Origin of the sequence: Bacteroides sp. RTP31139st1_H2_RTP31139_211217 (genome assembly GCF_040227615.1) — a bacterium.
GTDB classification, from domain to species: Bacteria; Bacteroidota; Bacteroidia; order Bacteroidales; family Bacteroidaceae; genus Bacteroides; species Bacteroides uniformis.
Map to the genome: position 1 here is coordinate 1 of NZ_JBCNZM010000019.1, position 13,786 is coordinate 13,786.

Below are 13,786 nucleotides of genomic sequence, written 5' to 3' on the forward strand. Positions count from 1 at the left end.
GCGGACTGTGGTCATCGTGCGTGATGATGCCAGCAAGACCGCCGATGTGGTGCTGCCACAGGGTGCATCGTTGGAGGTGAACAACGAGATCAAGGGCATGAACAAGCAACGCTTCACCAATGCCTTGCAGAAAGAGGGTTATGACAACGTGCGTTTCTACAATCCCGACGGAGCCTTGGGCTTCCGTCCCGACGACAGTTATTTCGCCGACAAGAAAATCACGGTATCAAGACTGCGCAACTGGTCTATCGAAGACCTATCCTCGTTGGATGCTTCTGAGGCCGTAACCCACAGCCGTGACATCGGTTTCGACAATGTGCAGTTGGTAAAGGATGACAAGGAGCGGTGGGCATTGTACATCAAGCCCGAAGGTAAGGAGGGCTTTGCCGTCTATCCCGACAAAGGAGACCTCAATCATTTCTTCACCACCTTGAAGCAGTCGATGGACAACATCGAGCGTGTGCGTGAGGAACTGGCACAGAAGTATTATGCTATGGCAGAGGCGAAACCCGACCTGAAGGTGGACATCTTCGGAGGTAATGAGCAGGAGGTTGATTTGAACCGCATCCAGCGTGTGGCAGTATTCCGTGCCAAATCGGGCGAATGCCTGTGTGCAGCCACTATTGACGGCAAGAAGTTGCAGCCGAGAAGTGTCAGTCCGTCACAATGGCAACGATTGTGGGTGGCTCCTGACAGGGATTCCTACAAGCAGAACCTTGCCGCCTCGCTGTTTGCTGATGTATTGCAGAAAGACAACAATGTCGAGCAAAGTACACAAGAGAAGCAGGAAGAAGCGACGGAGGTGAAGCAAGCGGAGACGGCAATTGTCGATAAGCATGATGAACAGAAGGAAGTGGTACTTAAGGAAGATAAAAGCTCTGAACAAAGGGAAGAGAAGAAACAAGAGGAAAAGAAAGAAGAAAAGAAGGATGAAAAGGCTGTCAAGGCTGCTGTCTCTCCCCTTGTCCAACAATATCTTGACTTGAAGAAGAAGCATCCTGATGCCATTCTTTTGTTTCGCTGCGGTGACTTCTATGAGACCTACAAGGATGATGCGGTGAAGGCATCCAAAATATTGGGTATTACGCTGACAAAGAGCAATGGGCGCAAGGATGATGAAGGCAAGCCGTTGGCAATGGCAGGATTCCCATATCATGCCCTCGACACCTATCTGCCGAAGCTCATTCGTGCTGGTGAACGGGTGGCCATCTGTGACCAGTTGGAAATGCCGAAGCAGACAACATCATCGAAGCGTGGAATTACGGAGATGGTGTCACCTGGAAAAGAGACAGGAAAGCAGATGGCACAGGAAAGTCAAGAAACAGAACAACACACCAGTCTAAGGAGATAGGCTTATGGGAAAGAACGCAGCGTATGCCGCACAATATGCGGAGGAAGCCAAAGAACAGATGCGGATGTATGGGATTCCTGCCTCCGTCATCTTGGCGCAAGCCATACTGGAGAGCAGCAACGGACAGAGCCAACTGTCGCGCGAATGCAACAACCACTTTGGCATCAAGGCTACGGCATCGTGGTTGAAGAATGGCGGAGAGTATGGAGTCTATACGGATGATAGGCCCAACGAGAAATTCTGTAAGTACAAAAGCGTGGGTGACAGTTATGAGCATCACTCGCAGTTCCTGAAGCAGAACAAGCGTTATGCGCAGTGCTTCACGCTGTCGCCTGACGACTACAAGGGATGGACGAAGGGCATTGAGCGTGCCGGCTATGCCACGGGCGGCGGTTATGCTGCAAGTCTGCAGCGCATCATTGAAGCCAACGGACTGGACAAGTATGACAGTGAGGTGATGGCTGAGATGCGGGCAGAAGGTCGGTCGTTCGGGGTGGAGAATAATCCTCGTAGAGAAATGCCTGCTGCCCATGTACCGCAGTCTGCCGGGTATTCCTTTCCTGTGGAGCGAGAGGAGTTTCTCTTCATCACCTCGCCTTTCGGCAATCGCCAGGATCCGATGGATGCCACCAAGCAGCAGATGCACAAGGGCATTGACATCAAGACGAACCATGAGGCGGTGTTGGCCACGGAGAACGGCGGCAAGGTGGTGGCGGTGAACCATAATGCGAACACGGCAGGAGGGAAATCCGTCACCGTGGAATACAGCCGTGAGGATGGCAGCAAGGTGCAATGCTCCTACCTGCATCTGTCTGACATAGCAGTAAAGGTAGGTGACGTGGTTAATGCCAGTCAGAAGTTGGGGGTGTCGGGAAATACCGGCACCAGAACCACTGGCGAGCATCTGCATTTCGGAGTGAAGAGTGTATCGGCTGACGGCTCAAAAAGGGATATGGATCCAGCCGCTTATCTGGCAGAAATCGGACAGAAAGGCAACATCAAGCTACAGGCCCTGCATAACGGCAATGACCTGTTGGCAAAATACAAGAGCAATGCGCCACAGGAGCAGAAGGTTTCGTCGGAGGACTGGATGAAGAAAATCCTTTCCTCGGAGGACAGCGGCGTGGGCATTTCGGGAACGAATGACCCTATACTCGACATGGCGATGACCACCTTCATGTCGCTGATGATGTTGGCAGCGCAGATTGACAGCAATGATGAGGAACGACAAAAAGGACTTATCTCTGCCATGGCAGCCAACCGGCTCGTAGATTTGACCTCGCTTGTTCCAGGCATGAGGCAATGCACCATTACTGTGGGTGAGAACGGCAAGACTGTGCTTCATGCAGAGAGCGGTACGGTGAAGATTGACCGTGAACTGACCTCCTCGGAGATGAACCGCCTGTCGCTCATTTTGGGCAATGCCAATCTGTCGGAAGAAAGCAAACGGACGAAGATTGCGGGAATGGTGACAGGCATCGTGGCGACACAGCAGGCTTCGCAGAACTTCGAGCAAGGGATGGAGGCTGAGAGTCAACAACAAAATCTGCAAAGGAAATGAAAAGGATAGCAAGTCATCTGTGTACATTGCTGGTGGGTATGGTAGCTGTGGCAGGACACTTCATGCTTACCCAATGGCTTTTCGGTCAGACCGTGGCCATCATCTATCTCGGCTTCCAACTTATCATAGCAGCGTGGATAGTCTATGAACTGATACGTGCGCTAGTATATGATGATTGAAAAGAGATTATTGTCATTGCTAAGACATTTCACTTGGACGATGGATATGTATAATTCAAATAGTATCGAGCAATGATCAAATGTAATGTAACAGTGTGCGGAACGGTCAGCAAGGCTGCGACCTGCCGCACGAACAAGGAGGGCAAGGCATTCGTGAGCTTTGCCATGAACGTAGTCATTCCAGCGAAGAGCGGGATTAACAAGACCATCGAGGTGTCGGTCATCAAAGATGGGACACTGACGGAGGTGGGCAGCTGCAACATCGGCGAACGCATTGAGGTAGCCGGTGTATTGGTACCAAGAAAATGGGGCGATGTCCTTTATTTCAACCTGTCGGCAAGCAGCATCAGCCACCAGCCTGACGAGGCAGAGGACTGCATCAAGGGCGTGATGGAGTTCCGCGGCAAGGTGGGCAAGAGCATTGAGGACAAGACGGACAAGAATGGTGTGCCGTACTGCCAGTTCTCCGCTTTCAGCGCAGAGAAAGTACAGGACGGATTTGAATACATCTGGGTAAGTTTCTTCCTATTCGATGGCAAATGCGAGGCATGGCTGCAACCAGGCGTGAAAGCGAACATCAAAGGGGCATTGTCTGTCAGTGTCTTCAATGACAAACTGGACTTCTCCTGCCGAGTGTCTGAAATGAGCGAATATGTTCCGCAGCCCTATAATGGTTAATTGACTATGGGAAAGCCTTATGCTAAGGAAGGTCCGAGTGCCGAAGACAAGGCACTCGACCTGTTTGCCGATATGATGATTGAGCGTATTCAGTCGCTGTCGGGCAAAGACGGATGGAAAAAGCCCTGGTTTACTGAAGGTGCGTTGCAATGGCCGAAAAACCTGAACGGACGAGAATATAATGGCATGAACGCTATGATGTTGCTCCTGCATTGCGAGAAGGAGGGTTACAAGATTCCTCGCTTCTGTACCTTCGACCGCATACAGCAGTTTAACAAAACTGGCAAGAAAGACGAGGAACAGAAGCCCCGTGTGTCAGTACTGAAAGGTGAGCATTCTTTCCCCGTGATGCTCACCACGTTTACGGTGGTCAATAAGGAAACAAAGGAACACATCAAGTGGGAGGACTACAAACTGCTCTCTCAGGAAGAGCGCGAAAAGTACAATGTATATCCAAAGCTTCAGACTTACCATGTCTTCAATGTGGCGCAGACCAACCTGAAGGAGGTCAGACCAGAGTTTTGGGAGAAACTGGAACAGGAATACTCGATGCCCAAGGTAGAGAAGGACGAGCAGTTTGCCTTTGAACCCGTGGATAGGATGATAGCGGACAACCGTTGGATATGTCCCATCAAACCGATGTTCGGTGATTCCGCCTATTTCTCCATCAGCAAGAATGAGATTGTGATGCCTGAGAAAAGGCAGTTCAAGGATGGGGAGTCTTTCTACTCGAACCTTTTCCACGAGATGGGACACTCCACGGGTGCGGAGGGACAGTTAGACCGCATCAAGCCCGCTACCTTCGGCTCGGCAGAGTATGCACGCGAGGAACTGGTGGCAGAACTGACGGCTGCGCTGACCGCTCAGCGGTATGGCATGACAAAGCATCTGAAAGGAGATTCGGCTGCCTATTTGAAGTCTTGGCTGGATTCGCTGAAGGAGTCGCCGCAGTTCATCAAGACCACGCTACTCGATGTGAAAAAAGCTACCTCAATGCTCACGCAGCATATCGACAAGATTGCTATGGAGATAGACCAGGAGAAAAAGGCTGAGCAGGAAAACGGGCAAGGGAAAAGTTATCTATCCATAGATGACGGCGACCATGCAGTCTTGGCATATAATGGTTCTGCTGTATATATCCAGCATCATGAGAAGGAGGACTCTGTAAAGATTGCTGTGCCGACGAGTAACGGTCTGGAAGTGAAACTCTCTGTTCCTTACGACCACGGCAAAGACCTTGACACCAATTATCAGGAGGCTTTTGCCCAGTACAAAAGCCTGACAGAGCCTTCACAATCGAAAGAAAACGTCTATTATGCCTCCATCGCCTATCTCCAATCAACGGATGACACATCGGAACTGGATAAGCTAAAGGAGAAAGGTGACTATCAAGGACTGCTGACGCTTGCCAAGGAATACTATGACGGGAACGGCATGGACGAGGAGCAGACCTACAGGAAGCCGTGCCAGAACAGAGGCGATGACCTGCTAATAGAGGACAAGGACTTTGCAGTGGTCTATAACGGGAGTGTCGGCGGTACGTATGAGGTGTTCCTGAAGCATACGGAGCAAGAAGTGCGTGACCATATCACTCGCTATGGCATAGGACGTGCCAGTGAGGACGTGAAGGCTGTGGCGAGGGAGATGACCGCCGAAGAGTTTTCGGAATTGGCGCAGCGAAAAATGCCGATATTCCAAATGCCGAATGGTGGTTTGCTGAACCTGCAATATAACAAGGATAAGGATAGCCTGGATGTGGGGACTGTGACCAATGCAGGACTCTCTGTGAAGCATACCTTCCCTTTCAGCCACAACCATTCTATGGACGCAAACATCAGCTCTGCGTATGAGCAACTGCTTGACATGGAGGAGTACCAGAAGGAAGAGGTACAAGAGGAGCACGTTGCCAAGTCCGCTTTCCGAAGATGAGAGTAGTATCGTAGTATATACTAATCGTAGGCTTTACTACTCATAGTAGGTACTAACAATAGTCAGCCGCAAGGAGTAATGTCCCTGCGGCTGATTTAATTTGGGGTCATTCCATATTATGAAGGAATGCTTGTAAATCCTCGTCTGGAATGCTCTTCAGTTTCACCGGCTTGAAGCCGTCCAACTGCTCCACTTGAAATATCTCGTCCACTCCATATTTGGAGCCATCCACCTTTACGCTCTCCATTTCATTGACGGAGGTATAGCCATACTCCGTTTCATGCAGACCGCATACGATGGTGAACAACGTGGTGTCGTTACCTTCCGGCTGTCCTTCAAGTACGAACCAACGGACGTGTCCGATGAAGAATATTGCCACACAAACGGCATCCTTGCCTTTGCCGTCCTGTGAATACAGAGGATAGGATTTCAGTATCTCCTCCAATACGGGTGTAATCAATCTGCTTGCCATAGTCAATCGTTGTTAAGTGTTCTGTAATACATTCTGTTCTCTACAAGGTGTTCGATGGCCTCTGCTGCCAATCGGCACACCCACTCGTCACGCTGGTCATAACGACCTTTTTGATAGTCGTTGGCAAGGCGTTCCAAGAAGGCAAACACCACCTTGCCCTTTTCGTTGATAAGATAGCGATGGTCATCTGCAAGGGCATTGCCTACCTTGGCGGCTGACCCCATCTGACCGTTTACGAACCGTGAGAAGCACTCGACAAATGCCTGCTCGTTTTCTGATAATCTGTGTAATTCCATACGCAAAGAAATTATTTGTTCAACTTGTTTTTCTTCCCTCCTTTTGAAGCCTTTCGGCTCCTCTTGTCGGGAACTGATTTTTCGTGCATCAAAAGACTGCGGAATGAGGGCGATAAGGCAAGAAAACAGACGGAGGAGTTAATGAAATACCCAAATCTTTGATTTGCGGAAAGCTGTCGTTCAGTCCTCTGCCTGTTAGCATGGCGGTACTTGACCATTCGCCCGGGCAGTAACTTTGCAAAGAAAAATGGGCATCGGCAAGTGGAATAGACACTACAAAACAGGAAAATCATTGATTTTTAGTGCATTTTTCTTTATTTCTTTCTTTGATTTAGGATAAAATATATAACTTTGCCTCCGAAAAAGTGTCACAAGTGACAGTTTTTCGTAAAATATGATAGTAAACAGATATAGATACATAGAACAGTTGAGCCGTTCAAAGAACAACGGGCTCATAAAGATAATCACAGGATTGCGACGTTCAGGCAAGTCGTTCCTTCTGAAGAAACTCTTTCATCAGCATCTATTGGATGAGGGCGTGAGAGAAGACCATATTCTCGTCATCGACATGGAGAGTAGGAAGAACAGAGAGTTCAAGAACCCGGACTACCTGTTGGACTGGGTGGAAAAGATGATGATTGACTATGAGACTTATTATATCATCATCGACGAGGTGCAGGAGGTGGAAGACTTTGTAGAGGTGCTCTCTTCCTTGTCAGTTACCGAAGGGGCGGATGTGTATGTCACAGGCTCCAACTCGCGTTTCCTGTCCTCTGACCTGGTGACGGAATTCCGAGGCAGAGGTGACGAGATACATGTGTGGCCACTATCCTTCAAGGAGTTCATGACGGTGTATGATGGTTCGAAAGAAGACGGTTGGGCTGAATACAGACTGTACGGAGGTTTGCCGCAACTACTTACACAGGTTGGGGATGAGAAGAAGGCTGATTTCCTGCGTCGCCTTTATCGCACGGTATATCTACGTGACATCTACGAGCGGAACAACATAGAACTGAGACCTGAATTTGAAGAATTGTCGAAGACCGTAGCATCCAGTATAGGAGCACCTGTCAATGCACTGAATATAGCCAATACGTTCAAGTCCGTAAGCAATGTGCAGAGCATAACCGACAAGACAGTGTCGGCTTATCTGGAATATATGCAGGATGCTTTCCTTATCGAAAAATCCGAAAGGTTCGACATCAAAGGACGGAAATACATAGGTTCGTTGTCCAAGTATTATTATCAGGACGTAGGTCTGAGGAATGCTATTCTGTCGTTCCGTCAGAGCGAGCCGACACATATCATGGAGAACGTCATCTACAATGAGATGCGTATGCGAGGATGGCTCGTGGATGTGGGTAACGTCTATCATCGAGTGAGGAATACGGAAGGAAAGCAGCAGAGGGTGACATTGGAAGTGGATTTTGTCTGCAACAAAGGGAGCGAGCGGATCTACATCCAGTCGGCGTGGCGTATGCCCGATGCAGAAAAGATGGAACAGGAGAAACGGTCGTTGCGTCTTGTAGATGACTCTTTCCGCAAACTGCTGATCGTGGGAGAACATACCAAGCAGTGGAGCGACGAAAACGGCATACAGATAATGAGTATATATGACTTCCTGCTTGACTGGTCAAGTACTGAGAAACACGGATAAAAAAAAGATATGCGCATAGAATATGCGTTAATACATATATGATTAAGGGAGGGCCTATCCATCACGGACAAGCCCTCCCTTTCTAAAATTTATCAATGAAAAAAAAGTTTTAGTGCTCTTGTTCGGAGCTGTATGTCTGGCTATAGATACAGCAGGATTCTGGTATGGCGGTTCGCCTCATTGGGCGAGTAATCGTCAATGCCGCCATCGAAAATCTGAGAGATGGTGCCATTTTCCATACCACGTTTCATCAGTTCCTCTGCAATGAATCTGGCACGGGAACGGCTGAGGTTATCATTGATGGCTTCACTGCCTGTGGCACTGTCGGCAGCGCCGATGACCTTAACTTTCAAGCCATATTTCTTGGCGATGCGTGCTACTTCGTCGAGATTGACGAGCTGTGACCTGTTGAGCAACCTGTCAGTGCCAAGTTCAAAGAAGAAATAGATGGGCGCACCTATGCAAGCCTTTCCTGAGTGGATGAGCGATAGGTAATCGTCTTCCGGCTCACCTTCAGCATTGCCATATTCTTCTGTACAAGAGGCGGACTCCATGACCTTTGTCTTTTGACCATTACCATACTTGTCTCTCATTCTTGCACGCAGCGAGTTGAGACCGCTGTAGTCGTTTCGAGGATAGCCATTTGTGACGGAAGAAGCGGCATCGTCAGAAAAGAGGTGGCCGTACTTGTCCAGAAGTCCCTCGATGGCAAGAATCTTGCGCAGCTGCTCCAGAGTCTGACAATCTCGATCGTGCTGGGCGTGATAGCGGCTGTTGCTGTCAGAAAGGGATGAGGCGTATGCCGAAAGCCATTCGTTCTGTGCGATGTACGGGCGAGCGTCTATCACTCGCTTCCAGCCAGTCTTGCCGATGCGGACAGAGAGGCCGAGGGATGCGGACAGCAGATGGTCGCCAAGGCGGTGTGCCTTGCCATAGCCGTCAAAATCCTGCATGGTGGTCATGTTGCCTATCTCTGCCGTAACAGCAATGCGTGGGGAGAGATGATACTGCCCCTGTATGCCGTAGGAAATGGCAAAGGGCTTGTGGGCATTCACCTTGTTGTGCAGCATACCCACGCCCACGTATGGAATGACACTCCATCTGGCAAGAGTGTGTACATCGTCCTTGTAGAGGTTGCCGAGGACATTCCACATGAAATCAGCACGCAGGTACTGGTAGTCCTGCGAGGAGTTGTTGCAGTCGTTGAACTGCATACCGCCATAGTTCAGACGACCGCCGACGGAAGGTGTGAACCATTTGCCGATCGACACGGAGAATGCCGGTTTCATGCGACCGAATAGGTCGTTGCATCCGAGCGGTTTGCCGAGGAAGACCGTAGTTCCTCCTGCCGCTTGGACAAACCAGTTGTCCGTCCATGGCGAAGCTACCAATGCCCCTTTCATGTAGGAAGGTTTAAGCGGACGAAGCATACCGTCTGCCGAAAGTCTGCATACAACGGTGGTGGTGTCCGCCGTGCGGTGATAGTCTTTGGCTTGCGCACCCAATGAAAGGGCGAAGCCAAGGGATAGAATAAGTATTTTTCTCATGTTGTTCAATTTAATCTGGTGAATACTATAACAGGTGATACGTGACAGTGCCGCTTATCGTTTCTTCCTTTTGCCGGAAGAGGGGCGCATCATGCGTGCAGCTTTCATCATGCAACGGCGTGCCCAAGCGCGTTCATCCTCGTCATCGTCACGTCCCCATTTGAGGTCGGACGAACTGCCGCCACCGCCATGACCTTCGGCAAAGGTGGTGGCATCATCGACGTAGCCGAGGAATAGAAGCGTGGCACAGTACATCACCTCCGTTCCATTCTCCGCAAAGGCCTGAAGCAGGGAACCGTCAAACACGTCCTTGCCCTCATTGGAAAGCCGTGCCACACGTTCGGAGAACTCGCTGACCATGTTTTCGAGAAGGGCATTTCTGAGAACGGTGTCCGCACCTTGTCGGATAGTATCGGAATATCTGTGTGCCTCCTGCCGCAACTCCTCCGTGCGCTCCTTCATGGCGGTCATCTCCTCACGCAGGGCATCGAGCTTGCGGTCAGCCTCTGAGAGCTTCTCCTGCTTGTCGTCCAGTTTCGACTGGATAGCGGACAGTTCCTGCTCCAGCTCTTGGACTTGCTGACGGAGAGCATCAGGATTGTCGTGACCTGCAAGAATCTGCCGATGCAATTCAGCAAGTGCCGCCTCCTTCTCAGCCTTCTCCTGCAAGAGGTTGTTGACCATTGAGGTGAGTCCTTTTACTCTCCGCTCTGCCAGACGGATGTCCGATTGGAGCGAGGCGAGTGTCCGCTGATGGGTGGCGACGGACTGCTCAATGGTGGTGCACTGTTCTGACAGCTGGCGGCGGTATTCTTCGGTGGTGCGGTGGCGTGCTCCCGTCTCTGAGACGGAAGTTCCGCGCTCCATGCCCCAACGCTTGTTGACATCGGCAAATTCGCTGTGCAGGGCTTTCATCCTGGCAGAAAACTCGTACTTGTCCTTTCCGGCGAATATCTGTTTGTATGCAAACTTGCCGTCCTTGATTGGCAAGAGGGTGCAGTGAACGTGCGGATTGGTTTCGTCCAAGTGTAAGATGAAAGCGACGATGTTCTCCTCACCGTATTTGTCCGCAACAAAGCGGTAAACATCCTTTGCCCATTCCTCAATGTCCTTGCATCGGGTTAGATGCGAATTGTCCGCTCCGTGAGTGAGATTCACCTTCTGGTCACCGAATGCCAATTCTGTCATACGTTCTCGTGAGCCTCCGAAGATGAAATTGACCACTGTGCGGAAGCGTGGCTCTGCCAGTCCCTCGTTGGGGTCTTTGATTCCACGGCTCCGCAGGATGTCTGCCATGCGCTCCGGGATGCTTCGGCTCTTGTCTATAGGACAAACCTTGCCGCCCCGAACCTCGAAGTTGAGCCGCTCACGGCTGCGGTCGTAGTTGCCTGTTGATTCAGCGGATCCCCAACCCTTTTCCGTCCAACGGCGTTGGTGCTCGTTGCTCTGTGCTGTGGTGATTCCCTTAGATGGTCGGAAATCCATAACCTGTTTTGGTGTTGCCATAACCTATTTCCTTTTATGTGTGTACAACTCTCCTGTCTCCAGCTTGCTGCTTGTAAGGACAGCCTCCCGATGGTCGGAGACCAAGAGGGGTATTAGGCTACCCAAATTCCCTCATTTCCGACCAACGGGCAAGCCCGATTATTTTACAGCAATGGCAGACGTGTAAACACTGTGCCAGTAGAAAAGAAGAAGCGTTGTACGGTGATTATTAGAGGTTAATACAGCCTTTTGATGGACAGGAGCCCTCTTGGTTGGCTACAATGGCAAGGAACGGTCGGCAGAGTGACTGAAACTGTGACTTGATGGCTGCGCTTTCCTGATGCAAGGCTGGTGAGCTGCCATCCAATGCCAATTCTGATATTGCCTTTGCCGCCTCGATGAATGAGAGCCAGTCTCCTCCCAGGTCTTTGTAAAAGAAGGGAAGAAGGGAGGTAACGAGGGCGTTATCTGTTTCCTGCGAAAGCACCTGATGGAAGGTGGCTTCGCAGACAGCTGTGAGTGCAGTCATACAAAAGGCGTGTCCTACAGATTCGGGAATGTTTCTTCCGCATGGCACCTTGCCAATTGAATTGCCATTGTCGGCTTTCTGCAAGATAATGGCTACTTCCTCTGTTGCATCTTCGTAGAGTTGTTCACATTCCGAGGCGCAAGCCGATGCGGACATCTTGCCGCTTCGCCATTCGTCCAATGCGGTACACATCTTCTGGCGGAACACATCCAAGGCTGCGTCAATCGGAGAAACGGCAGGTGTCTCAGCCAACATCGGGATGGTGATGATTTGGCTCTTCGTGAGACGGGTGACGGAAATCTGGTTCATCTTCTCCAACTGCTCGATGAAGGTGCGGACAGTGGCGCGGTGCCAATGCCAGCATCCTGCCAGTTCGGTAATGGTGATTACAAACTGCCCGTTGGACAGGCTGAACTCCTGCTTGCACAGATCCTTGGGGATGTACTGTACAGAAGCCTTGTCTACAAGGTCAAGGTAGGCTTCGAGCTTCGACAGCCTTATCCCGGACCTCTCTTTCAAGAACTCCAACAGGGACATCCGTTCAGACATCTTGCCGGAACTCGTTCTATGTTTCTGTTTCTTCATTTCAATAATCTGTTTGGTGAATACTGTTGTTTGTCGCCAGCTCCATTATACAAAAGGAACGGCATGATACAGGTGATACTTAATAGTAGTATATGATGAGCATTTCTGTGTCTTCGAGGAGCATCTTGCGGTCAGCCTTGTTCTTCCACAGCGATATGACTATGCGCGAGGGATAGAACAGTGATGCCAGAAGGACAAAGGAGATGGTGACAGCAAGCGTGAACAGATGAGGAGTGAAGACAAACACCACTGCCGCCAACGCGGCGATGCAGAAGGGTGTCCGCTCCTCGTGCAGACGCTGTAGCCACCTCTCCACATCCATAAAGACAAAGAATATGGCAAACGCTATGGTGGAAGCCACTACGCCTATGTCGTTATAGTGTACACAGAGGTAGAGGAAGTGGAACACGTACAGCAGGATGAGCAGCATCAACCGGTAGAGCTTCCTTGCTGTCACAAGCGCGGTCATGCGCAGATAGAACCGTGTCATAAACTGTCTGCGGCTTCTGTGCAGAATCATCGTCACAAAGAAGAACGCTGACATCAGGATGAGAAACAGTATCTTACTTGTCATAATATGTATAGCATGTGAATAATGGAAGTGGACTCAGGTCGGGCTGGACGACACCGTGTGTGGCAGTGGATATGATACGCTCCATATCCTCCAGTGTCAGTTCTCCCTTGATTATTCTCTGACGGAAAGCTCCGTCGGTTGTCCGAAGGCTCTTGATAGCCTGTTCCAAGTCGTACTCGGCTATCTGCCACACTTGCCCTCTCGTGTAGGGGAAATGATGGTGGATGGCCTTGACCACAAGCACACGGCTGAGGATGTCGGTCATTCTGCCGTTCCTGACTATCGTGTGGTTGCGGACAGTGGCGATGCTCTCAATCTCCAGCCATGTGCGGTGACGGTCGAGAAGATGGATAATCTTCATGTAAAGCGTTTCCTTCATCAGATGGTCGGGAGCTTGTGGCATGACTTTGGCCTTTGTTGTGGACAACAGAATGGAGCGTTGTTGCGGTAGAACAGGACTGTCATCTGGCAAATGTAACTTTCAAATGAAGTCGAGCAGGACTTCCTCCTTGGGCTTCATGTATTTGAAGAACCCGTTCTTGCAATGCAGACTGAGGTCGAGGCATACATCTGCCGACATGTGCTCCAGCGAGTCATAGATGGTCACTTTTATCTGGCTGACCATGCCACGCTCATCTGTGGAGCCGTTGACCTTGAACATCCGTCCGAAAGAAGGGTTGGAATAGGCACAGCAGCTGTGTCCGAACTCCGTATGACGGCTTGGAATGTGGTGATAGAGGATTATCATTTCCATCTCGTCTTCGAGCATATCCATCACCTCCTCTATCGTGAAAGGGGTGTTCAACTGGAAAGTAAGAAGCACGTAATCGTCATACTTGACAGGCTTCTCCATCTTGCGCTTGTCCAGCAGTTCTGGCAACTGCAAAGGCACGACGGCAAGGAAATCATCGCAAAACTGTTCTAACATAATCGTATTCTCTGT

General features: G+C 50.3%; 13 protein-coding genes and 1 pseudogene. 6 read left to right on the top strand and 8 right to left on the bottom strand.

The window, feature by feature from the left end; genetic code table 11:
- From ABUA47_RS04770 to ABUA47_RS04790, 5 genes and pseudogenes are all read left to right on the top strand, one after another.
- Positions 1-1,351: pseudogene (locus tag ABUA47_RS04770) on the top strand (DUF1738 domain-containing protein); the annotation flags it as partial.
- 4 nt (positions 1,352-1,355) lie between these two features.
- Positions 1,356-2,912, top strand: coding sequence for a glucosaminidase domain-containing protein (locus ABUA47_RS04775; protein ID WP_005816260.1), 1,557 nt, complete (start codon positions 1,356-1,358; stop codon positions 2,910-2,912).
- The gene (locus ABUA47_RS04780; RefSeq protein WP_005816263.1) at positions 2,909-3,091 is read left to right on the top strand and encodes a hypothetical protein; all 183 of its coding nucleotides are present in this window, start codon (positions 2,909-2,911) and stop codon (positions 3,089-3,091) included. The genes ABUA47_RS04775 and ABUA47_RS04780 overlap by 4 nt, the downstream gene beginning before the upstream one ends.
- Positions 3,092-3,163: 72 nt before the next feature.
- The gene (locus ABUA47_RS04785; protein ID WP_005816265.1) at positions 3,164-3,769 is read left to right on the top strand and encodes a hypothetical protein; all 606 of its coding nucleotides are present in this window, start codon (positions 3,164-3,166) and stop codon (positions 3,767-3,769) included.
- Between the two features lie 6 nt (positions 3,770-3,775).
- A complete protein-coding gene (locus ABUA47_RS04790) occupies positions 3,776-5,698 on the top strand; it encodes a zincin-like metallopeptidase domain-containing protein (RefSeq protein ID WP_005816267.1) in 1,923 nt (640 codons plus the stop codon).
- A gap of 106 nt (positions 5,699-5,804) precedes the next feature.
- Here ABUA47_RS04790 and ABUA47_RS04795 read toward each other — a convergent pair whose 3' ends face one another.
- Both ABUA47_RS04795 and ABUA47_RS04800 read right to left on the bottom strand, forming a co-directional pair.
- Positions 5,805-6,170 carry a DUF2958 domain-containing protein gene (locus tag ABUA47_RS04795; protein WP_005816269.1) on the bottom strand — a complete coding sequence of 122 codons (366 nt, stop codon included), beginning with the start codon at positions 6,168-6,170 and terminating at the stop codon, positions 5,805-5,807.
- A 2-nt stretch (positions 6,171-6,172) separates the two neighbouring features.
- The gene (locus ABUA47_RS04800; RefSeq protein WP_005816271.1) at positions 6,173-6,466 is read right to left on the bottom strand and encodes a hypothetical protein; all 294 of its coding nucleotides are present in this window, start codon (positions 6,464-6,466) and stop codon (positions 6,173-6,175) included.
- A 394-nt stretch (positions 6,467-6,860) separates the two neighbouring features.
- On the opposite strand from ABUA47_RS04800, the gene ABUA47_RS04805 reads away from it, so the two are divergent.
- Positions 6,861-8,123 carry an ATP-binding protein gene (locus tag ABUA47_RS04805; protein WP_005816273.1) on the top strand — a complete coding sequence of 421 codons (1,263 nt, stop codon included), beginning with the start codon at positions 6,861-6,863 and terminating at the stop codon, positions 8,121-8,123.
- 140 nt (positions 8,124-8,263) lie between these two features.
- Here ABUA47_RS04805 and ABUA47_RS04810 read toward each other — a convergent pair whose 3' ends face one another.
- The 6 genes from ABUA47_RS04810 to ABUA47_RS04835 all read right to left on the bottom strand — a co-directional run bounded on the left by ABUA47_RS04810 (position 8,264) and on the right by ABUA47_RS04835 (position 13,771).
- The gene (locus tag ABUA47_RS04810; RefSeq protein ID WP_005816276.1) at positions 8,264-9,670 is read right to left on the bottom strand and encodes an OmpA family protein; all 1,407 of its coding nucleotides are present in this window, start codon (positions 9,668-9,670) and stop codon (positions 8,264-8,266) included.
- A 54-nt stretch (positions 9,671-9,724) separates the two neighbouring features.
- Positions 9,725-11,176 (bottom strand): MobV family relaxase, encoded by a 1,452-nt coding sequence (gene mobV, locus ABUA47_RS04815; RefSeq protein ID WP_005816278.1) that lies wholly within the window; start codon positions 11,174-11,176, stop codon positions 9,725-9,727.
- Positions 11,177-11,384: 208 nt separating this feature from the next.
- Positions 11,385-12,269, bottom strand: coding sequence for a hypothetical protein (locus tag ABUA47_RS04820; RefSeq protein ID WP_005816280.1), 885 nt, complete (start codon positions 12,267-12,269; stop codon positions 11,385-11,387).
- A gap of 79 nt (positions 12,270-12,348) precedes the next feature.
- A complete protein-coding gene (locus tag ABUA47_RS04825) occupies positions 12,349-12,843 on the bottom strand; it encodes a hypothetical protein (protein WP_005816282.1) in 495 nt (164 codons plus the stop codon).
- A complete protein-coding gene (locus tag ABUA47_RS04830) occupies positions 12,833-13,270 on the bottom strand; it encodes a hypothetical protein (protein WP_349825827.1) in 438 nt (145 codons plus the stop codon). The genes ABUA47_RS04825 and ABUA47_RS04830 overlap by 11 nt, the downstream gene beginning before the upstream one ends.
- Before the next feature lie 54 nt (positions 13,271-13,324).
- The gene (locus ABUA47_RS04835) at positions 13,325-13,771 is read right to left on the bottom strand and encodes a hypothetical protein (RefSeq protein ID WP_004319947.1); all 447 of its coding nucleotides are present in this window, start codon (positions 13,769-13,771) and stop codon (positions 13,325-13,327) included.
- Positions 13,772-13,786: the final 15 nt, after the last annotated feature.